This is a genomic window from Streptomyces sp. NL15-2K, from assembly GCF_030551255.1.
Taxonomy (GTDB): Bacteria; Actinomycetota; Actinomycetes; order Streptomycetales; family Streptomycetaceae; genus Streptomyces.
Window position 1 is genome coordinate 9585652 of record NZ_CP130630.1, and the last position, 26290, is coordinate 9611941.

Genomic DNA, 26290 nt, shown 5'->3' on the forward strand with positions numbered 1-26290 from the left:
GATGTCGACCGTGGTTGATCCCCGCTTCGAGGCCGACCAGCACCGCCTGGCCGGCCGCCACCTGGTCACCAGCGTCACCGCCCAGGACGAGATCGTGCGCGGCCACCTCGTGCACGGCACCCCCGTCCTGCCGGGCGTCTTCTTCCTCGACCTGGTCCTCCGGCTGCTCCGCCACGCCGGCGTGGACCCGGCCGCGGCCGAACTGCGCCGCTGCCTGTTCATCGCGCCCGTGGTCGCCGCCGGCGACCGTGACCGGCAGTTGCAGATCGCCGTGGACTCCCCGTCTCCGCAGGGCGTCCTGCCCGTCACCGTGCGCAGCCGTCCGACCAGCGGTGGTGTCGTGCTGGACGAGGCCTGGGAGACCAACTTCCAGGCCGAGATCCGGCTGTCCGCGGCCGAGCCGGCGGGACGCGTCGACACGGACCGGCTGAAGTCCGCCGCCGACGAGGTTTGCGACGCCGACACGCTGTACGCCTTCGCGCGCCAAGTGGACATCCACCACCGGGACTTCATGAAGGTGGACGGGACCGTGTACCGCGGTGACGGCTTCTCCCTCGGCGACGTCCGCCTCGGCCCCGACGCCCAGGAGTACCTGGACCACTTCCACATCCACCCGGTCACCCTCGACTTCTCCACCCTGGTGCCGTTCCTCCAGTTCGAGCCCGCGCAGCGGGAACGGGCCGCGCGGCCGTTCATCCCGATCTACATCGAGTCCTTCCGCGCGTACGGCCGCCTGGGCGCGGCAGCCCAGGTGTACGTCCCACGCGTCGAGCAACGGGAACTGGACGCCGAGACCGTCACCGCGGACCTCCACATCTGCCACCCGGACGGCAGCGTCGTCGCCCGGATCACCGGCTTTCGCGCCAAACGGGTCCGCACCGCCGACCTGATCACCCGGCTGGCCGAGAGCGAGACCGGCGCGCCGTCAGCTCCGCCCGCGCCGCGTTCGCTGCCCCCGGCCGAGGAGCCGGGCGAGGAGCCGACGGAGGAGCACCGCAGCCTGGAGGAGGCGATCAGCGACCTGGTGGCCAAGGCCCTGGACAGCGGGGACGCACCGGTCGACCAGGAGCGGGGGTTCTACGACCTCGGCCTGGACTCGGTCAACCTGCTCACCATCGCCGTCTCGCTGGAGAAACTGCTCGACACCGAGCTCTATCCGACGCTGCTGTTCGAGTACCCGACCGTGAACAGTCTCGCCGCCCATCTCAAAGGCCAGGGACACCGGTTGACCGGTGGCGGCACACCCGTGCCGCAGGAACGGGGCGAGCCGGCCGCGGCGGAGGTCCCGGTCACCGAGTCACGCTCCTGGCCGACCGCCGAAGTCCGTCTCCCGAATCCGCCGTCCGAAGACGCCGACGGGCCCATCGCCATCGTCGGTCTCGCCGGGCGTTACCCGGGCGCAGCGGACATCCGTGAGTTCTGGCGGGTGCTGCGGGACGGCCGGGACTGCGTCACCGAGGTTCCCGCCAAGCGCTGGGACCACGCACCCTGGTTCGCATCCGGACGCCGCGAGCCGGGAAAGACCCACGGCAAGTGGGGCGGATTCGTCGACGGCATCGAGGACTTCGACCCGCTGTTCTTCAACATCTCGCCACGCCAGGCCGAACTGATGGACCCGCACGAGCGGCTCTTCCTGGAGACCGCCTGGCAGACCGTCGAAGACGCCGGCTACACCCCGGAGGAGCTGGGCCGGCAGACCGGCGGCGCGGTCGGCGTCTTCGCGGGCGTGATGTGGAACGACTACCAGCTCCACGCCATCGAGGAACTCGCCCGGGACAACCCGCAGATCGTCGCCTCCACCTTCTCGCTGATCACCAACCGGGTCTCGTACGCCTTCGACTTCCGGGGTCCCAGTGTCTCGCTCGACACCGCCTGCTCCTCCTCGCTGACCACGATCCACCTGGCCTGCGAGGCGATCCGGCGCGGGGAGTGCCGGGCAGCCCTCGCCGGTGGGGTGAACCTGTCCCTGCACCCGTTCAAGTACCTACGGCTGGCCGAGAACAACCTGCTGTCCACCGACGGCCGTTGCAGGGTCTTCGGTGAGGGCGCCGACGGCTATGTGCCCGGTGAGGGAGTCGGAGCCGTGATGCTGCGGCCGCTGGCCGAGGCGGAGGCGGCCGGGGACCACATCTACGGCGTCATCCGGGGTTCGGCAGTCCAGCACTCGGGCCGCACCAGCGGCTTCGCCGTGCCGAGCCCGGAAGCGCAGGGCCGGGTGGTGCTCGAGGCGCTGCGACGGGCGGACGTCGAGGTGGAGACCATCACCAGCATCGAGGCGCACGGCGCGGGCACCACGCTGGGCGACCAGATCGAGATCGCCTCGCTGACCAAGGCCTACCGCCGTTCCACCGACCGCCGCGGATTCTGCGCGGTGGGCTCACTGAAGTCCAACGTCGGTCACCTGGAGGCCGCCGCGGGTATCGCGGCCCTCACGAAGGTGCTGCTGTCCATGCAGCACCGGACCATCGTGCCGACGCTGCACACCGAGCGGCTCAACCAGGAGATCCCCTTCGACGACAGCCCCTTCTACGTCGCGCGCGAGCGGCGGGACTGGCCGCGGGTGACCGATCCGCGCACCGGGCTGCCCGCGCCGCGACGGGCCGGGATCAGCGCCTTCGGCTTCGGCGGGGCCAACGTCCACATGGTCGTGGAGGAGTACGAAGGGCACGTGGAACACGCCGGCGGGCACGGTGTACGGACCGGACCGGCCGACCACCAGGTCGTGCCGTTGTCCGCGCGTACCCCCGAGGCGTTACGGGCCCAGGCCGACCAGTTGGGCCGCTTCCTGGCCGAGCACCCCGAGGTGAGCTTCGGCGATGTCGCCCACACGCTGCGTGTCGGGCGGCGGGCCATGGAGCACCGGCTGGCGGCGGTGGCCCGGGACACCGCGGAACTGATCGACCTGCTCACCATGTACGGAGCGGGCCAGGCGGATCCGGCCCGGTTGTTCACCGGCCGGGTCAGGCGGGGTTCCGGCGGCCCGGTCGAGGGCAGCGGTCCTGCCGAGACAGCGGCGGCCTGGGTCGTCGGCACGGACGCGGGCTGGTCGGCCACTCCCGGGCGGCGGGTCTCGCTGCCCACCTACCCGTTCGACCGACGCCGGTGCTGGATCCCGATGACCGACCGGACTCCTCGTACCGAGGAAGCCCTGGTAAGCACACACGCGGGTGAGGCCCCGGGCACGAACGCGAACATCGAGGCGCCCGCGGACCTGCTGATCTACGAGCCCGTCTGGGCGTCCCAAGCCGCGCGTGGCGCCCGGCCGGACGGCGTGCTGCTGGTGCTGGACGACGACAGTGAACGCCTGGCCGAACTGCGCCGCCTGGCCGGCCGTGTGATCGCCGTGCGCTCCGGGACGGCCTTCGCCCGCACCGGCCCCGACGAGTTCACGGTCGAACCGTCGGCCGAGGACGACCACCGGGCCCTGGCACGGGCACTCGGCGACGAAGGCGTCGTCCCCGCCGCGGTACTGCATCTGTGGCCCCTCACCCAGGACGGTTCCACGGCGCGCGACGGCGCCTTCGCGCTGGCCCGCGCCTGGCTGACGTCCTGTGCGACCACCCTGCCCGTGGTGTACGCCCACGCCGGGGCCGAGGAGGACCCCGAGCACGCCGCCGTGGGCGGCCTCGCCCGCGGCGTACGGCGGGAACAGCCCAAGCTGGCACTGAAGACGGTGCGGCTGGACCCGGCTCTCGGCCGCACGGACCAGTGCCGTGCCCTGCTCGCCGAGGCCGCCGCCTGGCAGGACATCGAGGTACGGGTCACCCCGGCGGGACGCGAGGTGCTGGGCTTCCGACGCGTCCTGTCGGCCGACGGCCCGCCCGTCCCCGTGGCCAGGGACGGCGGAACCTACCTGATAACGGGGGGCGCGGGGGGACTCGGACGACTGGTGGCCCGTCACCTCGCGGGGCGGGCCCGGGTGGGCATCGCCCTCCTCGGCCGGTCCGCGCGCGGAGCGGAGCAGGAGGCGGCGGTCGCCGAACTGGTCGCACTCGGCGCCCGTGCCCAGTACTACAGCTGTGACGTGACCGACCGGCTCTCGGTGGCCGGGACCGTGTCAGCTGTCGTGGCCGAACTCGGCCCACTCACGGGGGTGTTGCACGCGGCCGGGGTGGTCGAGGACGGGCTGCTGCTCAACAAGGACAGCGCGGGGATCCACCGCGTCACCGCGCCCAAGATCCTCGGCACCCGTCTGCTGGACGAGGCCACCCGGGAAGCCGCGCTCGACTACTTCCTGCTCTTCTCCTCCACCACCTCGGTGCTCGGCACCGTCGGCACCACCGACTACACGGCCGGCAACCGCTACCTCGACGCGTACGCCCACCACCGGGCCGCACTGCGCGCCCGGGGCACCCGGCACGGACGCAGCCTGTCGGTCAACTGGCCGCTCTGGGCCGAAGGCGGCATGCGGATCAACCCCGCGGTGGAACGCACGGTGCTGGAAGTCAACGGCCTCGAACCGCTGGACACCTCCGACGGACTCGCGGCCCTGGAGTTCGCCCTCCGGCACGAGGCCGGCCAACTCGCCGTCTTCCGGGGCGACGCGGCACGACTGGAGCAGCGGCTCACGATGCACCGCACGGATGCGGATGCGGATGCGGACGCGGATACGGATACGGACGGGGACGCGGCGGCCGGCGGCCCGGTCGAGGCCGAGCGGACCGGTGCCGGCGCCGACGCTCTGCGCCAGGAACTGGTCGAGATCTTCGCCGAGGTCCTGAAGCTGCCCGCACAGGACCTGGACCCGGACGAGGATCTCGCCGACTACGGAGTGGATTCGATCGCCGCGATGCGCGCGCTCGACGTGCTCGAACAGCGCTACCGCACCGCCATCGTGCCGTCCGTGGTCGCCCGCCGCCGCACCCTGCGGGCGCTGGCGGAGCATCTGGCCGAGGAACTTCCGGCCGCTTCCCCAGGCCCGGCCTCCGTACAGGAACCTGTCTCCGCCTCTGCCCGGGAACGGTCACCCGCTTCTTCGCCGGGCGCCGACCTTGCGCCGGTACAACACCCCGTACCGGTTCTTGCCCTCGGCGCGGAACCGGCCCCCGTATTCGCCGCGGAACCGTCTCCCACCGCGAAGTGGGCCCCGTCCTCATCCCCGGCCACCGCACCGGAGCGGACCCCGGCGGCGCACACGGCCTTCGTCCCGCCCACCGGGGCGAAGCCCGCGTCCGCGGCGGCGGCCGTACCCGGGCCGGCGGCGCCGACCGGGCGGATCGCCGTCGTGGCGGCGTCGGTCCGGGTGCCGGGGGCACCTTCCGTCGAGGAGTTCTGGCAGAACCTGGTGCGCGGCATCCACTCGGTGTCCCGTACCCCCGACGACCGCTGGTCGCCCGCCTGGTTCGCGGGCGCCGACCCCGACGTGGTCGAGGCGGCCCGCTGGGGTGGGTTCATCGACGGCATCGACCACTTCGACGCGGAGTACTTCGGCATCAGCGAGCAGGACGCCGCCTGGATGGACCCGCAGCAGCGGCTCTGCCTGGAACTGGCACAGGAACTGCTCGACCGGGCCGGCTACTCCCGCAAAGAAGTGGCCGGAGAACAAGTGGGCGTCTTCCTCGGAGTCGGCGCCAACGACTACGTCCGCCGCAACTGCATCGGCGGCCCGCCGACCACTCCCCAACTCCTGGTCAGCGCGCTGCCCAACATGGTGGCCACCCAGATCAGCCATGTCTTCGACTTCCGGGGACCGTCCCTGGCCGTGGACACCGCCTGCTCCTCCTCGCTGGTCGCCGTGCACCAGGCGGTGCAGAGCCTGCTGGCCGGCGAATGCGACTACGCCATCGCGGGCGGTTGCGAGCTGCTGCTCGACCCGTTCGTCTACCTCGGCCTCGGCCGTGCGGGCGTGCTCTCGCAGGACGGGCACAGCCGGGTCTTCGACCGGGAGGCCACCGGCACCGTGCCGGGCGAGGGACTGGGGATGGTGCTCCTGAAGACCGAGGAGCGGGCCCTGCGCGACGGCGACCAGATCCTCGCCACCCTCCTCGCCTCCGCCGTGAACAACGACGGCCGCACCCTCGGCCTCACCGCCCCCAGCCACGAGGCGCAGACGGATCTGCTGCGCACCGCGATGCGGGCCGCGGGGGTCGGCTCGTCCACCATCGGCTACCTGGAGGTCAACGGCTCCGCCAGCCGCTTCGGCGACCCCATCGAGATCCACGCGGCGGCGGAGGTCTACCGCAGCCTGGGCAGCGACACCCAGCACTGCGCGGTCGGCTCGGTCAAGTCCAACCTCGGCGCACTGCTGCACGCCGGTGGCATCGCCTCGCTGGTCAAGACGGTGCTCGCGGTGCAGCACGGATACCTGCCCGCCACACTGCACTGCGCGCAGCCGCATCCGAGGCTCGGTTTCGACCGCACCCCGTTCCGTCCCGTCACGTCCGGTCGCCCGTGGCAGTCGGAGCCCGGGCTGCCGCGCCGCGCCGCGGTGTCCTCCTTCGGGTTCGGCGGCACCAACTGCCATGTGGTCCTCGAGCAGGCACCCGAAGGCCACCAACCGCGCCGTACCCCGCTCGCGCTCACCGGCTTCGAACGGCGCCGCAGGTGGATCACCGCGGGCGCCGGCAGCCCCGGCAGCGACCTGCCGCCGTCCGCCGCGCCCCACCCGGGCGGACCCCAGGCCGCCCGCACAGCCACCGCCGAGGAGGCGAACGACATGCCATCGGGCGACGACGTACTCGATGCCGTCACCGGCTACCTCAACGAACTCGTCCGCGAACTACTGGGCACACCCGTCGCCCCCGACCCCGGCGGCTTCCTCGACCTCGGGCTCACCTCGGCCGACCTGATGACACTGAACGACCGGATCGAGGCCGACCTCGGCCGCCCCCTGGTGCCCACCGTCTTCTTCCGCCACCCCGACGTGGGACGGCTGGCCGCGCACCTGTGCGCCGAGTTCCCCGAGGAGTCCTCCCGGCTGGCGCGACCGGCGCACAGGCCGTCCGAGGAATCCGCCGACGGGGCGATCGCCGTCATCGGCATGGCCGGCCGCTTCCCCGGAGCCCGCGACACCGCCGAACTGTGGCAACGGCTGCTGAGCGGCGCGGACCTGGTCACCGACGTGCCGGCGGACCGCTGGGACCATCACGCGGTCTACGACCCGCAGGGCGGCGACGGCCGTACGGACTGCCCGCGCGGCGGCTTCCTCGCGGATGCCGACCGCTTCGACGCCGCTCTCTTCGGGATGTCGCCCGACGAGGCGGAGGCGACAGACCCGCAGTCCCGGCTGCTGCTCGAAGTGCTGTGGGAGACAGCCGAGGACGGTGCGGCGGCCGGCCGGCTGCACGGCTCGGACACCGGGGTGTTCGTGGGCCGCTCCTTCCGGGACTACGAGGAGGAGATGATCCGCCGCGACCGCCCGGTGGGGCCGTACGAGCCGATCGGCACCGCCGTGTCCATGTCGGCCAACCGGCCCTCCCACTTCTTCGACCTCACGGGGCCGAGCCTCACGGTCGACACCGCCTGCTCGGGCTCGCTCTACGCCGTGCACCTCGCCGTGGCCGCCCTGCGCCGCGGCGAGTGCGCGATGGCCTTCGCCGCGGGCACCAATCTCATCCTCACGCCCCGGCACTACACGCAGCTCTCCGCGATCGGCGCGCTGTCGCCGAGCGGCGCCTGCCACGCCTTCGACGAACGGGCCGACGGCTACGTTCCGGCCGAGGCGGTCGCGGCCGTCCTGCTCAAACCGCTCGCCGCCGCGCTGCGGGACGGTGACCCGGTGCACGCGGTGATCCGGGGCACCGCGGCCAACCACGGAGGACGGGCCGGGGCCGTCACCGCGCCCAACCCCGAGCGGCAGAGCGCACTTCTCGAAGCCGCCTGGGCCGACGCGGGCGTCAGCCCGGACACCATCGGCTATCTGGAGGCCCACGGCACCGGTACCAAGCTGGGCGACCCCGTGGAGGTCGACGGACTCGTCGCGGCCTTCGGCCGGCACACCTCCCGTACCGGCTTCTGCGCCGTCGGCACGGCCAAGGCCCACCTGGGCCACACCGAGGCGGCGGCCGGCCTCACCGGCCTGATCAAGGCCGCGCTGACCGTACGTCACGGCCTCGTTCCGGCCATGCCCGGGTACGCTCGCGCCAACCCGTACTGCGACTTCGACGGCGGACCGCTCCGCGTCAACGAAACGACCGAACGCTGGGATCCCGCCTCCGGCCGGCCGCGCCGCGCCGGTGTCAGCTCGTTCGGATTCGGCGGGGCGTGCGCCCACGTCGTGGTCGAGCAGTCCCCGTCGTCCCCGAGGCGGACACCGTTGTCCGAGGGGCCGCTGGTGTTCCCGTACTCGGCCGCCGACAGCGGGCGGCTGCTGGAGGTGATCGCCCGTCAGCGGGCCTTCCTCGTCGACTCGGACGAGCCGCTCGACTCCATCGCCGCCACCCTGCAACAAGGCCGGTTCGCACTGGAGACCCGTGCCGCCGTCGTCGCGTCCGACCGCCGGGCGCTGCTGCGCGGCTTGGACGAACTCCTGGCCGCCGGGCTGACCGGCGACCCGCTGCGCCTGGTTGGCACCGACCCGTCAGCCGAAGCCGTGCGCACGGCACGCCGGTGGACCGAGGGGGAAACCGTGGACTGGTCGTCCCGCCCCGAGGCATCCGCGCCCCGGCTGGCAGCACCCACGTATCCGTTCGCGCGTGACCGCTACTGGCCGGCGGCCCCGGTCACCGGCGCGGCCGGCCCGGAGCGGCCTGCCGCGCTCTCGACGGCGCCCCCCGGCGTGCCGCTCCCCGCCGTCACGACTCCGCCGAGGTCGCTGACGGCGCCCGCCGTGACGCCCGCGCCCGTACCCGCGCCCGCGTTCGTACCCGTGACGCCGGCCGTGCCGGCACCCGGCGGCCTGTCCGCGACGGCCGCCGTCACCACCGGCCGTGCCGGGCCGACCGAAGCTGCCGAGCGGGCCGTCGACACCTACCTGCGCGGCAGTACGTACGACGACCGGCGCGTCGCGACCGCCCTGCGGCGTCTCGGTACGACCGCGGCACGAATGCTCGACGCGGATCTGCGCGGCCGCCTGGGCGGCGATCCGCTGGTACCCGGGGCGACGGCATCGCTGGCCGCCGATCCCTCGTACGAGCGGCTGACCGGAGTGATCGAGGGCGTGCTGCGCCGTGGCCGGGCGGCCGACCCGAGCCCGTACGCCTCGGGGGAGCTGGACACGCTGCTCGCCCGGCACCCCGAACTCTCCGCCCACGTGCGGCTGGTCGGTGAGTGCCTGCCCGCCCTGCCCGACGTGCTGGCCGGCCGGGTCGACCCGCTGGAGCTGTACTTCTCCGGCGACAACCCGAACGTGCTCGCCGACATCTACCGGGGCAATGCCATCGCCGACCACTACAACGAACTGGTCGCCCGCGCCGTGCACGGTTTCGCCGCCGAACGGCTGGCCGCCGAGCCGGGCCGGCCGGTGCGGATCGTCGAGATCGGAGCGGGTACCGGCGGAACCAGCGACCGGGTCCTGCGGCTCCTCGCGACGCTCGGCCCGGACGCCGCTCTGGTCGACTACCGCTACACCGACGTCTCGGCGTCCTTCTTCCGCGCCGCCGAGCGGGAGTTCGGCGGCCACGGCGTCCCCCTGCGCTTCGACGTACTGGACCTGGAGAGGGACCCCGCGGAGCAGGGCTTCGAGCCCGGCTCGGCCGATCTGGTGCTCGCGGCCAACGTCGTGCACGCCACCCGGCGGATCTCGCGAAGCCTCGACCGGCTGCGGACCCTGCTGGCGAGGGACGGCCTGTTGGTGCTCAACGAGGTCACCTGCAACCTCGACTACCTCGCCCTGATGTTCGGCATGATCCCCGGCTGGTGGGCGTTCGAGGAACCCGCCGAGCGTCTGCCCGGCGCACCCCTGCTGGACGTACCGCGCTGGCGCCAGGCGCTCGTGGCGGCCGGGTTCACGGAAGTCCGTCCGCTCGGTGCGGTCGGCCTCGACGAGAGCGAACTGGACCAGTCGGTGCTGCTCGCCGTGGCCGCGGGTCCGATACGCACGCAGGTCTCCGCGGAGCACTCCGCCGGGTCCGCCGCCGGGGAAGGGGCTGCCGCGCTCGGGCCCGCACCGGACGCCGGATCGGGGGACTCCGTGATCGCCCACCTCAGCGGGATCTTCGCGGAGTTCCTGCGACTGGCCGTCACGGACATCGACCCCACCGCGACCTTCGACCGGTACGGTCTCGACTCGCTCGGGGCGATCCAACTGGTCCGCAGGCTGGAGAAGGACTTCGGGAAGCTGCCGAAGGTGCTGCTCTACGAGCGCACCACACTCGACGCCGTCGCCCACTACCTGCGTGAGCACGCCCCAGAGGCCTGCGCCCGCTTCATCGTCGCCCCCACGCACGCGCCCGAACCGGCGCCGCCGCGCGAAGAGGTGGGGGCGGTCGTCGACGATCCGGTCGCCATCGTCGGCCTGTCGGTCAGGTTCCCCGGCTCGCCGGACGCGGACGCGCTCTGGCGCAACCTGCACGACGGCGCCGACCTGGTCACCGAGATACCCGCCGAGCGGTTCGACTGGCGGCGCATCCACGGAGACCCGGTCCGCACCCCCGGGCGGACCAACAGCAAATGGGGCGCCTTCATCGACGGCGTGGGCGAGTTCGACGCCGGCTTCTTCGGGATCTCTCCGCTGGAAGCCGATCTGATGGACCCCCAGCAGCGGCTCTTCCTCCAGGCCGCCTGGGCCGCGGTGGAGGACGCCGGTCATCGGCCCTCGGAGCTCAGGGGCACCCGGACCGGCGTGTTCGTGGGAGCCACCTCGCACGACTACGACGGCCACCTCACGGCGATCGGCAGGGACCGTGAGGCGCACTCCAGCAGCGGACTCGCACACTGCATCATCGCCAACCGGGTCTCCTACCTGATGGACCTGAGGGGACCCAGCCAGTCCGTCGACACCGCGTGCTCCAGTTCGCTGTTCGCCCTGCACGCGGCCGTCCGGGCCATCCGCGACGGCGACTGCGACCAGGCCGTCGCGGGCGGCGTGCACCTGGTGCTCACCGAGCCGCTGTACGTGGCGCTCGGCCAGACCGGCATGCTCTCGCCCACCGGACGCTGCCGCACCTTCGACGAGTCCGCCGACGGGTTCGTACGCGGTGAGGGAGTCGCCGCCGTGCTGCTCAAGCCGCTGAGCCGGGCCCTCGCGGACGGCGACACCGTGCACGCCGTCATCCGGGGAACAGGCACCGGACACGGCGGGCACGTGCAGTCCCTGACCGTGCCCAGCCCGGCCGCTCAGGCGGACCTCATCTCCTCGGTGTACCGCAGGGCGGGAGTCGACCCGCGCACGGTCACCTACATCGAGGCGCACGGCACCGGCACAGTGGTCGGCGATCCGATCGAGATACGCGGTCTGCGGCTCGCCTTCGCCGAACTCACCGGAGAACACGGCGACGTCGCTGCCCCCTGGTGCGGCCTGGGCACCATCAAGTCCAACATGGGCCACCTGGAGGCGGCCGCCGGCATCGCGGGCCTGGTGAAGGTCGTTCTGGCGATGCGGCACGGCACGCTGCCCGCCAGCATCCACTACCGGCGGCCCAACCCCCTGCTGGAACTGGAAGGCAGCCCGTTCCACGTCGTCGGCGCCACCCGGGAGTGGCAACGGCTGACGGACGCCGCAGGGCGAGAGCTTCCGCGCCGGGCCGGGATCAGCTCGATGGGCTTCGGCGGCGGCAACGCCCATGTGCTGCTGGAGGAACCTCCCGGCCGGGAGGCCACCGCGCCGGCGGCCGAGGGCCCGCAGCTGGTCCTGCTCTCCGCCCGTGACGAGGACCGGCTGCGGGCAGCCGCGCGGCGGCTGCTCGACCATCTGTCCGCACATCAGGTCCCGCTGCCCGACCTGGCGTTCACGCTCGGGGAAGGCCGGGACGCGATGGCCGCGCGGCTCGCCCTGGTCGCCTCCGACCAGGAGGAGATCCGGGAGCAACTCGGCGCCTTCCTGGCGGGGCGGCCCGGCCGGTACGCGGTCGGCACCGCAGGACCGCACGCCCCGGGGCCCGAGAGCCCTGTGCCCGAGGACCTCCTGGACCGGGGCCGCGCCTGGGCGGCGGGGGCCGACCTCCCCTGGTCCGTGCTCCACGGCCCGCGCGGCAGCGCCCGGCGGGTGTCCCTGCCGGCCTACCCGTTCGCACCCGAGTGGCACTGGGCCCACGGCCCGGTGACGGAGGTACCCGGCGCGGTCCGTACCCCGGCGGACGCCCCGGCCGACGGCCGGTTGCAGGGCGTACTGGAGGCGCTGCAGCGCGGTGAGTTGTCGGTCGACGAGGTCGACCGGCTGATGACCACGAGCGAGAACGGATCCCACGTATGACCGCCGAGTCCGCTTCCCTCCGCCGCAGCATCCTGGCCCGGGTCGACGCCGGCGAGCTCACGCCCGCCCAGGCAGTGTCGCTGCTCCGGCCGGGCGGGCACAGCCTGGCCCTGTTCCGCCCGCAGTGGGAGCTGCGGCCCGCCTCCGCCCCGGTCGACTCCGATCCGCCGGGCCTGATGGTCGTGGCCACCGACAGCCGGTCACTCGCCGCCGCGCCGGCCGGCGCACTCCGGGTCGCTCTCGGCGCCACCGACGCGCTGCCCGGCACCACGGTGCACCTCGCCGATCCGACCGACACGTCCGCCTGGGCCGGACTGTGGGCGGACCGGCGCCGGACGGGGCGGCCGCCGCGCCGCGCAGTCTTCCTGGTCGACGTCGCGGCCGAGGCCGCGGAACACGCCCTCGACCCCGTCTTCGCGGCGGTGCGCGCGGTGATCGCCGACCGGGAGAACGGTCCGGTGGACCTCGCCTGTGTGGTCACCGGCCCGCGCCGGGAAGTGGTCGCCGCGTCACTGGGCGGCTTCTGCCAGATCGCCGGCTTCGAGGACCGCCGTATCCGGGCCGTCGCCGTCGAGGCCCCCGACCTGCCCACCGGACCCGCCGGGGCCGAGGCGGCCCTGCGGCTGGGGCTCACCGAACTCGCCCAGGCCCGGGCGGGCGCCGCACAGGTCCGCCACGACCGGCACGGCCGCGCCGTTCGCACCGTGCTGCCTACCACGGCACCGGCGGCGAACCGGCCGGTCTTCCGGCGAGGGGGCGGCTATCTGATCAGCGGAGGCGCGGGCGGCATCGCACTGCGCCTAGCCGAACTGCTGGCCGAGCGCGACGGTGCCCGGTTCGTCCTGATGGGACGGTCCGAACCCGGAGAGCGGGTCCGCGCGGCCTGCGCACGGATCGGCGAGCTCGGCGGAGCGGCCCACTACGTCCGTGGGGACGTCGGCGAGGCCGCAGACGTCGAGACCGCCGTGCGAGTCGCCCTGCGGGAGTTCGGGGCTCTGCACGGAATCCTGCACTCCGCGGGGATCAACAACGACGCCTACGTGGTCAACAAGGATCCGCGCGACGTGCTCGCGGTGACGAGGCCGAAACTCGCCGGCGCCCGCAATCTCGACCTGGCCACCGCCGAACTGCCACTGGACTTCCTCGCCCTGTTCTCCTCCACCGCCGCTTACCTCTGCATGGCCGGCCAGAGCGACTACGCCGCGGCCAACCGGGGCCTGGGCGGATTCGCCGCGGCCAGGGAGGCCCTGGTGGGGGAGGGACGACGCAGCGGCCGTACCGTCTCCGTCTGCTGGCCGCTGTGGAGCGGCGGCGGCATGGACCTGGAGCGGAGCGACCAGCGTGTGCTGGAGGAGCTCCAGGGCATGGTCCCGATGCCACCGGCGGAGGGCCTCGCCGCGCTGGAGGCGGCCGTCCGCGGGGAGGGCGCCGAATGGCTGGCCGTCTACGGGAACCCGTCCAGGGCCGCGGACTTCATCGCCTCACGGATGACGGACCGGACGGACGGCGCGACCCGGGACCACTCGTCCACCGATCCGGGCGCCGACGACCCCGTCGTCGAGCCGGCCGCCGGTCCGACGACGAACCCGGACCCGTCCACAAGTCCGCGTTCCGACTTGGCCGTTGCCGTGGAGAAGTGGCTGTTGGGGCTGGTCTCGGAGACCGTCCGGCTGCCTGCCGGACGGCTGCGCCGCGACCAGGAGTTCTCCACCATCGGTGTGGACTCCATTCTGATCAGGAAGCTCACCACCGTCCTGGAGGACGAGCTCGGCCCGCAGCCAGTGACGCTGTTCTTCGAGTACCGCAACGTCGCCGAACTCACCGCTCAACTGGTCCGCACGCACGCCGAGCAGCTGAGCCGCCTGCTGTCGTCCACTCCGGCCGCACCCGCCGCGCAGCGGGCACCGACCGAGACCCGGCCGCCGTCCGGGCGCGCGGCGTCCCAGGAGCCCATCGCCGTCATCGGCCTGGCCGGCCGCTACCCCGGCGGCGAGGACCTGGAGGAGTTCTGGCGCTCGCTGTCCGAGGGCCGTGACTGCGTGGGCGAGATTCCACCGGACCGCTGGGAACACGCCGAGTACCACGCCCCCGGCGCCCGCCGGCCGGGCATGTCGTACGGCGACTCCGGCGGCTTCCTGCGCGACGTGGCCCGCTTCGACGCCGCCTACTTCAACGTCTCACCGCGTGAGGCGGAGCGCAGCGACCCCAAGGAGCGGCTCTTCCTGGAGGTCGCCGCGAGCGCACTGCAGGACGCCGGCTACTCGCGGAGCCTGCTCCACGAGCGCACCCGCGACACCCGCGGACGCCACTCGGTCGGTGTCTTCGTCGGCGTCACCGGCTCCTCCTACGGGCTGCTGGGCGCCGAGGAGTGGGGCAGGGGCAATCGCGTGATCGCACCCGCGATGGACTTCTCGGCGGCCAACCGCCTCTCGTACTGGCTCGACGCGCACGGCCCGAGCATGGTCGTCGACACCGCCTGCTCCGCCTCGCTGACCGCGCTCCACCTGGCCTGCGAGAGCCTGCGGTCCGGGGAGAGCCGCGTCGCCGTCGCGGGCGGCGTCTGCATCAACGTCCACCCCAGTAAGTGGGTTGTCCTCTCCGAGCTGCGGATGCTGGCGCCCGGTGGACGCTGCCGGGCCTTCGGCGCGGGAGGGGACGGCTTCGTGCCCGGCGAGGGTGTCGGCGCCGTCGTCCTCAAGCCGCTGTCGGCCGCCGTCGCGGACGGTGACCCGATCCGTGGCGTCATCCGGGGCACGGCCGTCAACCACGGCGGCCGCACCAACGGGTACACCGTGCCCAGCCCGCAGGCCCAGGGCTGGGTGGTCGCGGACGCGCTGCGCGCCGCCGGGGTCGACGCCCGCGATGTCGGATACGTCGAGGCGCACGGCACCGGCACGCAGCTCGGCGACCCGATCGAGGTGGAGGGGCTGCGCCGGGCCTTCGGCGAGTACACGGACGAGACCGGCTTCTGCGCTCTGGGGTCGGTGAAGTCCAATATCGGGCACGCGGAGTCGGCGGCGGGGATCGGCGGTCTCACCAAGATCCTGCTCCAGATGGAGCACCGCACCATTGTGCCCACCCTCCACTGCGACGACGAGAACCACACCCTCGACCTCGCCCGAACCCCCTTCGTACTACCGCGTGCGGCCCGGCCCTGGGAGCAGCGCGGCGACCGGGCCCGACTGGCGGCGCTCAGCTCCTTCGGGGCCGGCGGAGCCAATGCCCACGTCGTCGTCGAGGAGTACCGGCCGCCCGTACGGCAGGCCGGCCCGTCGGCCCGGCCCGAGCTGATCGTGCTGTCCGCGCGCGACGAGGAGCGGTTGCGGACCGTGGCCGCCCGGCTGGCCGAGCACCTCGAACGGAACGACGCCGCCGCGCTCCCGCTCGACTCGCTGGCCGTCACCCTGCAACAGGGGCGCGACCAGCTCGACACCCGGCTCGCCCTCGTCGTACGGGACGTCGCCGAGATCGCTCCCGCCCTGCGCGGACACCTCGCCGGCCGTGCCGTCAGCGGCCTGCTCACCGGGCGGGCCGACCTGGCGGCGCCGGCCGAGGAGGACCCCGAACAGCTGGTTCGCCTCGCCCAGGAGGGTCGGCTCGACGAACTCGGCCGTGCGTTCACGGCCGGCGCCGACATCCCCTGGCAGCGCGTCGACCGCCCGGGAGTACGCCGGATTCCGCTGCCCACCTACCCGTTCGCGGGTGGCCGTCACTGGATCCGTACGACCGCGCCCGAGCCGGAAGCCGAGACCGTCACCGTCCGGCTGGAACCCGCCTACCCGCTGATCGCCGACCATGTGGTGGGCGGCCGCAGGCTCGTCGCGGGGGTCCTGCAGCTGGAACTCGCCAGAGCCGCCGCCTCGTTGGGGGGCGCCGGTCCCTCGGCCCTGACGGACGTGCGCTGGCGGGTGCCGCTCGAGGTCGGCGACGACGGGAGCGATGTACGGGTCGTGCTGCGTCCGGCGGCCGACGGCGCGACATACGAGATCAGCACGGGGGAGGACGATGCCCGGACCGTGCACAGCACCGGCACGATCCGCGGGAGCCGGTCCGACCCCGCCGAACGGCTTCAGCTGGACGTGCTGCGCTCACGCTGCGCGGGGACCGTCAGCGGCGAGGAACTGTACGAGCGGGCCGCAGCCGCGGGCCTTGCCTACGGACCCGCCTACCGCAGGGTCCGCCGACTGCTGCGCGGTGCCGGTGAGGCCCTGGTGGAACTGGAGCCGGCGCCGGGGACCGTCGCCCCCGGATCCATACCCGCCGGCCTGATCGACAGCGCACTGCACGCGGTTCAGGGCATCCTTCCCGAGGAACTCGCGGCCCGGACCCCCGTACCGGCGTCCGTCGCGGCGGTGCGCCTGCTCGGTGAGCCCGCAGCGGCCCGTTACGCGTACGCCCGGCTGCTGCGCTCGGACGGCACCACCGCCCGTTGTGACGTGGTGGTCGCCGACGAGAGCGGCCAACCCGTGCTCGTCCTGGACGACTTCACGGTGGCGGGCCGGGCCCGACCCGCCGGGGAGCCGGTCACCTACCTGCGACCGCAGTGGTCCGCGATCGAGCCCGCACGTCCCGCGGACGCCGAGCGCGGGCGTGCCCTGGTGCTCTCCACCGCGGACGACTTCGGTCTTGGCGCACGACTCGCCGAGCGGTCCCCGGGTGCGCTGGTGGCCGACCTCGCCGGACTCGACCCCGCCACCGACCTGCCGCGGCTGCTCGCGGAGGCGGGGCCTGCCCCCGACGTGTACTTCCTCGGCGGAATCGACCACGTCCGTTACAGCCACGAGGACCTGGACCACCTGGAACGGAGCCAGGAACGCGGCGCGGTCGCGCTCTTCCACCTGGCCCGCGCCTTCGCCGCCGCACGTCCGCGCGGAGCCCGCCTGACCGTGGTCACCTGCGGCGTCCAGCAGCCGGACCCGGCCGTGCCCGCCGACAACCCGTTCGCCGCCTCGCTGATCGGCCTGACCCGGTCGCTCGCCAGAGAGCTGCCCTTCCTGAAGGCTGGTCTGCTCGACCTCGACCCGGCCGAACTCGCCGAAGGCGGCGGCATGGAAGCCCTGCTGGACGCGGTCACGACAGCCGCTGACGAGGGGACGGTCGCCGAACGCGCGCTGCGCGGCGGCGTGCTTCTGGAGTGCGGACTCGCCGAGGCGCAGCTGCCACCCACCGACGAGGACGCGCTGCCGCTGCGCCGCGGCGGCAGCTATCTTGTGCTGGGCGGAGCGGGCGGACTCGGCTCGGTGATCGCCCGTCACCTCGCCGGGCGGTACGGGGCACGACTGGCCCTCGTCGGCCGACGGCCCTGCGACGCGCTGCCCGCCGGATACCTCGACGGGCTGCGCGAGGCGGGCGCCGAAGTGCTCTACGAGTCGGCCGACGTGACCGACCCCGAGGCGATGCGACGGGTCGTCCGGGCGGTCCGCGAACGCTTCGGCTCGATAGACGGGGTCGTGCACTCCGCCTTCGTCCTCGCGGACCGAACGCTGGAGCGGATGGACGAGCCCACCTTCCGCGCCGCCCTGGATCCCAAGGTGCGCGGCACGGTGGTGCTGGAGCAGGTGCTGGCCGATCAGGACCTGGACTTCGTCGCGCTGTTCTCCTCCGCGATCTCGCACACCGCCAACCCCGGCCAGGCCAACTACGCGGCCGGGTCCACCTTCCAGGACGCCTTCGGACGTTACCTGAGCGCCCGCCTGCGTCGCCGTGTGCGGCTCTTCAACTGGGGATTCTGGGGCGAGAGCGGCTCAGTGGCCACGGCCGAGTACCGGGCCCGGATCAGTGCCTCCGGGGTGGAACCGCTCAGCGACGAGCAGGGACTGGACGCCTTCCGCCGGGTGCTCGCCGCACCGGTCACGCAGATAGCACCCATCCGCCTGGCCGCACCGCCGGCCGGACCGGCCCGGCGGCTTCAAGAGCCTGCCGCCCCGGCTCTGGCCGGCGCGGCCGCCGAAGGCGCGGCCGAGGGCCTGGGCACCGGGACGGCGGCGCTCCCCGGCCGTGACTACTTCGACCGGGTGGAGCGACTGGCCAGGCAGCAGATCATGGACGCGCTGCGCGGTCCCGGGGGTCTGCGTCCCAAGGAGCGGATCGACCTGGAGCGGCTGGCGGAGCGCCTGTCGGTGGTGCCCGGCCGGCGACGGCTGCTCGCCGCCGCGTACGCGGCCCTGGTGCACGGCGGCCACCTCACGGCCGACGGCACGGTGACCGCACTGCACCAGGATGCCTCCACGCTCCGCGCCGACCTGGCCGGAACCCACCCGCACAGTGCGGGCGCGCTGGAACTCATCGCCGACTGTGCCGCGGCGCTGCCCGACGTGCTCGCGGGCCGCAGAGCGGGACTTGAACTGCTGTTCCCGGGCGGCTCCGACCGCCGGGTCGCCCCGCTGTACCACGACGACCCGCGGTCGGCCTTCTTCAACAACGCCTGCGCCGGCGCCGTGCGGGCGGCGGTCGCCCGCGTGCTGGACGAGGAGCCGGGCGCCGCGGCTTCGGTACTGGAGATCGGCGCCGGAACCGGCGGCACCAGCCGTCCGGTCCTCCAGGCCCTGGCACCGTACGGGTCCCGGTTGAGCTACGACTACACCGACCTGGCCACCGGCCTGGTGCGACGGGCCCAGCAGCGCCTCGGCGCCGAACACCCCTTCGTACGCTTCCGGGCGCTGGACGTGTCCACCGATCCGCAGGCGCAGGGGTTCCCTGCGGGCGGCTGGGACGTGGTACTCGCCGCGAATGTCCTCCATGCCACGCCCGACCTGCGGCAGACCCTCGCCAACTGCCGTCGGCTGCTGCGTCCGGGCGGCGTCCTGGTGCTCAACGAGGCCACCCGGGTGCTCGACTCGGTGAACGTGGTCTTCGGCCTGACCGACGGCTGGTGGGCCTACCAGGACGGCGAACTGCGGCTGCCGCACGCGCCCTTGCTGCAACCCGCGGCCTGGCGGGCGGTGCTCGCCGCGTCCGGTTTCCGGGACGTCCGCGCGCAGGGCGCGCCCGGAGTGCCCGATGCGGAGTCGGGGCAGCACATCCTGATCGCCGAGCACGACGGCTGGACCGACGTGCCGACCGTGGGCGCGGCAGCGGTGACCGTCCCCGCGCCGCCTCGGCCCGCGCCGCAGCGGGCACGGGAGGCGCCGGCTGTCTCCTCGCCGTCGGCCGACGCACTCATCCGGGCGGTGACCTGGCTGACCGGCGCGTTCGCCGAAGCCCTGCGCATTCCCGCGCAGGAGCTGGAGGCGGCCGCGCCGCTGGAGGTCTACGGCGCCGACTCGCTGATCACCATGGAGGTCGCGGACCGGGCCGAGCGTGAACTGGGCGCGGACATCGGTCCGTTGCCGTTTCTCGGCGGCACCATCGGCTCCGTCGCGGAGGTGCTGGCCGCAGCGGGGAAGTTCGGCGACGACGGCGCGAGCGCGGAGCCGGACGCCAGTGCGCTTGATCGGCAGGCGGAGGACGGCGATCAAGCTCCGGCTACCCGCGTACCGGCTTCCGCGGCCGCCGGGCAGGTCGTTGCGACCGCTGAACCGGCCGTCGCGTCCGGGGGTGCGGCCTTCGCGACAGGCGAGCGCTCCGACGCGCGGCCACGGTCGCCGCGGAGCATCCGCCCGCCTGAGCCCATCGCTGTCGTCGGGCTGGCAGGCCGCTACCCCGGAGCCGACACCCTGGATGCCTTCTGGGAGAACCTCCGCACCGGCCGGCGCTCCATCGGCGAGGTGCCCAAGGACCGTTGGACGCCCTCCCAGCACCACGACGCCCCCGGCCGGCCCCCGCACCGTTGGGGCGGCTTCCTGGAGGGCGTTGACCTGTTCGACCCACGTCTCTTCCGGATCTCGCCCCGCGAGGCGGAACGGATGGACCCTCAGGAACGGCTGTTCCTCCAGTGTGTCTGGGAGGCGCTGGAGGACTCCGGCAGCACGGCGGAAGGTCTCCGCGCGCGGGCCGGTGCGCCGGGCGTGGGCGTGTTCGTCGGCGTCAGCGGATCCCCGTACCAACAGCTGTCCCTGGAGCGCTGGGGCCGAGGACACCGAGAAGCCCCGCCCTCCGGGGCGTGGTCGGTGGCCAACCGGGTCTCGCACGTCTACCGGTTCGGCGGGCCCAGTATCGCGGTGGACACCGTCTGCTCCTCCTCGCTGACCGCACTCCACCTCGCCTGTGCGTCACTCCGCGGCGGAGAGTGCGCGGCAGCGGTGGCCGGCGGGGTCAGCCTGGTGCTTCATCCCTCCCATCACCTGGCTCTGTCCGCGGCGACCATGCTCTCCTCCGACGGCCGAGGCCGGGCCTTCAGCGCGGCCGCCGACGGGATCGTCACCGGCGAGGGCGTCGGCGCCGTGGTCCTCAAACCGCTTGCGGCCGCGCTCCGCGACGGAGACCGGGTGCACGGCGTACTCCTCGCCTCCGGCATCAACTCCAACAGCTCCACCGGCGCCTACGCGACACCGGACCGGGCAGCGCAGCACCGCCTGCTGAGCGGCGTGCTCGACCGGGCCGGGCTGCGCCCCGGGGACATCCAGTACGTGGAGGCCGCGTCCGCCGGCTCCCCGCTGGCCGACCCGCTGGAGGCCATGGCGCTCGGAGACCTGTACGGCCCGGAAGGCGGCCTGTACGCCGGCTCCGTGAAACCCGCCATCGGCCACCTGGAGGCGGCCTCCGGCATGGCGCAGCTCACGAAGGTGCTGCTGCAGCTCAGGCACGGGCGGCTGGCGCCCACGCTCGACTGCGACCCGCCGCACCCGGACATCGAGGGCTCCGGCCTCCGCCCGGTACGCGTGGAGACCCCGTGGCCACGGCCCGCCGACGGCCACCGGCGCGCGGCCGTGAGCGCCTTCGGCGCCGGTGGTGCCAACGCGCATGTCGTCGTCGAGGAGGCTCCGCCGTCCCGGCCCAGGGAAGGGCGTGGCCTGCAGCGGCCGCAGGTCGTCGTGGTCTCGGCGCACCGGGAGGAGCAACTGAGGTTCGCTGCCCAGCGGTTGCGCGACCGGCTCGCTGCCGAAGGCGCCGGTCTGCCGCTCCCCGACGTGGCCCGGACCCTGCAACTCGGCCGTACCGCGCTTCCGTACCGCCTGGCCTTCGTCGCCGCGGACACGGCCGGAGCCGTGGCCGCGCTGACCGCCCACCTGGAAGGCCGTGGCACCGAGCACGGAGTACTGACCGGCCGGGTGCGGCGCGCGCCGCGGCCGCCTGCACGCCCCACCGACGATCCGGCCGCGCTCGCCGCGGCCTGGATCTCAGGAGCCCCCGTGGACTGGACCGAGCAGGACCGCGACCAGGAACGCCGGGTCGTCCCGCTGCCGCACTACCCCTTCGCCGAGGAGCGTTACTGGATGTCCGACACACCGGCTCCCACCTCCCTGGCGGGTACCGTCTCGGCACCTGCGGGTACCGTCTCGGCGCCCGAGCCTGCCGGGCCGCTCGTGCCCGCCTCTTCGCCCATCGAGCCCGAAGTTGTCCCGGCGGCCGAGTCCGTGCCCGTCACGGCGGCGGCCACGCCGGACCGCGTGCGTGCCGCGCTGGTCTCCGGGATAGGCGAGGTCCTCGGCGTCTCGGCCCACGACGTGGACTTCGCCGATCATCTCAGCGACTACGGCTTCGACTCCGTGAGCGTGCTGGCCCTGGCCGCCCGTCTGGAGACCGACCTGGGGGTGCCGGTCAGCCCCACCGCCCTGTACGCCGCACCGGATCTCGCCGGGCTGGTGGACCTCATCGCCACGTCCGTACCCGTCCCGGCGACTCCGGCGCCCCCGGCGTGGACGCCGGCCTCGGAGCCCGCTTCGGCGCCCCTGGCACGGACCTCGGTGTCCGAGCCCGCTGCGGCGCCCGCCGAGCCGGCGGCCGTCGCGGCCGTCCCGCGAACCGGCCCCGAGCCGGTCGCCATCGTGGGCATGGCCGGCGCTTTTCCCGGCAGCCCCGACCTGGAGGCCTTCTGGGCCAACCTGATCGCGGGCCGCGACCTGGTGGGCACGGCCCCGGCCGGTCGTCCGGACGAGGCCTCACCTGAGGGAATCGGCGGGTTCCTGAGCGACATCGACCACTTCGACGCCGACTTCTTCCGGATCTCGCCCCGTGAGGCCCGGCTGATGGATCCCCAGCACCGCCTCTTCCTGCAGACGGCCTGGCGAGCCGTGGAGGACGCGGGCCACGACCCGCTCGGGCTCGCCGGCAGCGACACGGGAGTGTTCGTCGGCGTCGCCTCGTCGGAGTACTCGCAGCTTCTGCTGTCGCGCGGGGTTCCGGTGGACGGGCAGATGGCGACCGGCAACGAGCACAGCATGCTGGCCAACCGCCTCTCCTTCCTGCTCGACCTGCACGGCCCGAGCGAGCCGGTGGACACCGCCTGCTCCAGCAGCCTGGTGGCCGTCCACCGCGCGGTCCGGGCGATCCAGGACGGCGACTGCTCGGCGGCCCTGGCGGGTGGCGTCAACCTCATCCTGAACACCAACGGCTTCCAGGCCTTCGGCAGTTCGGGGATGCTCGCCGCCGACGGGCGCTGCAAGAGCTTCGACCACCGGGCGGACGGCTACGCGCGGGGCGAGGGCGTCGGCACGCTCTTCCTCAAACCGCTCAGCCGCGCGGAGGCGGACGGCGACGCGATCCACGCGGTGATCCTGGGCAGCGCCGTCAACCACGGCGGGCGGGCCACGTCCCTCACCGCTCCCTCTCCGACGGCCCAGGCAGCCGTGATCAGCAGCGCACTCCGGCGTGCCGGGGTCGGGGCGGACACGATCGGCTACGTCGAGGCGCACGGCACCGGCACGGTGCTCGGCGACCCCATCGAACTGCAGGGCCTCACCCGGGCGTTCCGGCACAGCGGGTGGGACGGCTCGGGGCGGGACTGCGCACTCGGCACGGTGAAGACCAACGTCGGTCATCTGGAGACCGCCGCGGGCGTCGCCGGCGTCATAAAGACCGTCCTGGCGATGCGGCACCGCATGCTGCCGCCGCTGCTGCACCTGGACCGACCCAACCCGCTGCTCGAGCTGGAGCGCAGCCCGTTCCATCTGGTGGACAGCGCCCGCCCCTGGGACAGCCGCGTCGTGGACGGCCGGGAGGTACCGCGCCGCGCCGGTGTCAGTTCCTTCGGCTTCGGCGGTGCCAACGCCCATGTGGTGCTTGAGGAGTACCGCGGCGGGTCGGCCGGCCGCGGTACTCCCGGGCCGCAACTCGTCGTGCTGAGCGCCGTTCATCAGGAGCAGCTGACCGAGTACGCCATCGGCCTGCTGGCGCACGTCGAACGGGACCTGTTCCGGGGCGCCGACGCGGATGCCGATCTGGCCGATCTGGCCTGGACCCTGCAGACGGGACGCCCCGAACTGCCGTGCCGGCTCGCCCTGGTGGCATCCAGCCGGGAGGAACTGACCGCCGCACTGCGCGCCGTGATCGAGGGGTCCGTGCCCTCCGACGGCACCGTCGCGCTCGGCCGGGCCGAAGGCGGCGCCGACCTCGCGGCGCTCGTCGGCCCGGATCCCGCGCGACTGCTCGCCTCGGGAGCCGAGGAGGGCCTGCGTCGCATCGGCTCCCTCTGGGCGCGTGGAGCGACGATGGACTGGTCGGCGCTGCACGGTGGCGGACGCCGACCAGCCCGGCTGCACCTGCCGACCTATCCGTTCGCCCGGCAGAGCTACTGGCTTCCCGAGACCGCGGTCACGACGCCGTCCGCGGTCCCCCCGGCGCCGCTGCCTGCCGACGAGCCGGTCCTTGAGGCCCGGCCGCAGCCGGAACCGCGAGCGAGCCGGGCCGTCGATCCCGCGGTCGCTGTCCGCCCGGCTCCTGCTCGGGTCGAGGCTCCGCCTCCCACTCCTGCTCGGGTCGAGGCTCCGCCTCCCACTCCTGCTCGGGTCGAGGCTCCGCCTCCCACCCAGGCCCCGGCCCCGCCTTCCGCCCCTGTCCTGGCCCCGCTCGCCGCCGCTGTCGCCGCGCGGCCCCCGGCCGGAACCGTGGAAGAACTCGGAGCCATCATCGCCGAAGGCGTCGGCATGACCGCCGGAAGCCTCGATCTCGACCGGGACTTCGCCTCGTACGGCATCGACTCCATCGCCGCGCTGCGCATCATGCAGCGCGTCCAGGCCCGGTTCGGCGAGGACGTCCCGATGGCCGCCATCTTCGAGTACTCCACGGTCCGCGACCTGGCGGCCCACCTGGCGGCGGACGGGCATGCGGCGGACGCGCCCGCCGCGGAGCGGGAACCCGCACCGGACGAACAGCGCACGGCACCCGGCACCGAGACGCCGGTCCAGGCCCCGCCCCCGGTGCCCCTCGAAGCCAGGGTCTTCGAACTGGCCCCGCCCGCGGACCACGAAAGCCCACCCGTTTTCGCCCTGTACGGGGACACCGGTGAACTCAGCTGGCTGGTCAACCTCCTTGACGGCCTGACAGGAGCGGGAGCGGTCCTCGGCGTCCAGGCCCCGGGGTTCGGAACACAGCCGCCCGCCTCCACCGCCACGATGGCCGAACTCGGCCAGGCCTGTGCCGAGGCGGTCCTGCGTGAACGGCGCTTCGGACCTTTCCGGCTGGCCGGATACTCGACCGGCGCGCTGGTGGCCGTCGAGGCGGCCCGTGCTCTCGCCGAACAGGGCCACGAGGTCGAACAGTTGACCCTCGTCGCCCCCGCTGTGCCCGGACGCCCCGCGGGCGGCGACGAGGCCGACGAGGTCCGCGCCGCCGCGATCGATCTCGGCGAGGCGTGGGGCGCCCGCGAGCGGCTGGACGAGGAGATGTTGCCCGCCGGTTCCGACGTACCCACGGTGGCGGCCGGCGCCGCCCGCGTGCTGAGCGCACTCGCCGAGCCGCCCCTGCCCGAGGGCAAACTGGCCCCCTGGTTGTCGGCGGCGGGCGCCTGGCGGGGCACGCTCGGCCGGGCCGCTGCGGACTACGCGCCCAAACCGCTGGCCGGCGCGGACCGCACGGTGATTCTCACCGTCGCCGAGACCGAACCGGCCGAGTGGCATCGCCTGATCGTCCCGCCACCAGTCGTACGCGAATTCCCGTCGGGAGTGAGCCTGTTGGGTGATCCGTCGGCGGCGGACCGACTCCGCGACGCCGACCCGTTCACGAACGCAGAGCGGGACTCGCAGCCGGAGCCGAACACCGCGGACGGGTACGAGAACACCGACGAGGACGAGGGCGCCCATCTGGTGTCCGTGAACGGTGGTGGCGAGCGCCCTGCCACCTTCTGGACCCACCACCTCTTCGGCGACGTCAGCTACTGCGTCTACCTCTCCCGCCATCTGGGCCCCGACTACCCGGTGTTCGCCATGGAACAGGTCGACTACGAGCTGTCCTTCCGGTCGTTCGACGACATCCAGCAGATGAGCGCCGCCTATCTGGCCGCGCTGCGCCGGCGCAAGCCGCACGGCCCCTACCGGATAGGCGGCTGTTCCTTCGGCGGCGTTGTCGCCTATGAGATGACGCAACAGCTGCTGGCTGCGGGGGAGGAGGTCTCCCATCTGTACCTGGTGGACCCGCTGATGCCCGGCACCGGTGCGTGGGACGGCGTGGACGCGAGCGGTATCGAGGAGAGCGAGGGCGAGAACCTGGCCCTCATGCTCATCGGCAACTCCGCATGCCAGCTGTGGCGGGTCGACGAGCAGATCGGCGTGGAGCTACTACGCGGTCTCACCCTTGACGAGCAGTTCGACGCGATGGCCCGGCATGTCGTCGGCAACTCGCCGGCCACCCTGGCCCACGACCACGTGCTGAAGCTGATGCGCAGCAAGTGGGACGTGCTCCAGCTCAACGGCAAACTGCTCGACGGCTACGAGGCGGTGCCGCTGCCCGTGGCGGTGGACGTCACCGTCTTCCACGCCGAGCGGGGCTTTTCCGCCCCGGGCAACCCCTTCGGCATGCCGGCCATACCGCGGACGGACGGAGACACCAGCAACGGGCTCGCCGGCCTCGTCTCTTCGACGTGTCTGACCGTCCATGCCATGGACGCCGACCACTTCACCATCGTGCTGGAGGAGAACCTCCAGCGGATCGCGGGCCTGCTGCGGCCCTCGCTGGACCAGGAGTGAG

2 protein-coding genes are annotated in these 26290 nt (G+C 73.5%); both read left to right on the forward strand.

The features are described 5' to 3' along the window. Nucleotide 1 precedes the first annotated feature (1 nt). Nucleotides 2-12289 carry an SDR family NAD(P)-dependent oxidoreductase gene (locus Q4V64_RS42700; protein ID WP_124444607.1) on the forward strand — a complete coding sequence of 4096 codons (12288 nt, stop codon included), beginning with the start codon at nucleotides 2-4 and terminating at the stop codon, nucleotides 12287-12289. Beyond that, nucleotides 12286-26289 (forward strand): SDR family NAD(P)-dependent oxidoreductase, encoded by a 14004-nt coding sequence (locus tag Q4V64_RS42705; protein ID WP_124444608.1) that lies wholly within the window; start codon nucleotides 12286-12288, stop codon nucleotides 26287-26289. Before Q4V64_RS42700 ends, Q4V64_RS42705 begins: the two co-directional genes overlap by 4 nt. Nucleotide 26290 lies beyond the last annotated feature (1 nt).

Bases quoted from the DNA above. Each gene is read 5' to 3' on its own strand.
- Q4V64_RS42700 (WP_124444607.1), top strand. From the start codon at position 2: ATGTCGACCGTGGTTGATCCCCGCTTCGAGGCCGACCAGCACCGCCTG.
- Q4V64_RS42705 (WP_124444608.1), top strand. From the start codon at position 12,286: ATGACCGCCGAGTCCGCTTCCCTCCGCCGCAGCATCCTGGCCCGGGTC.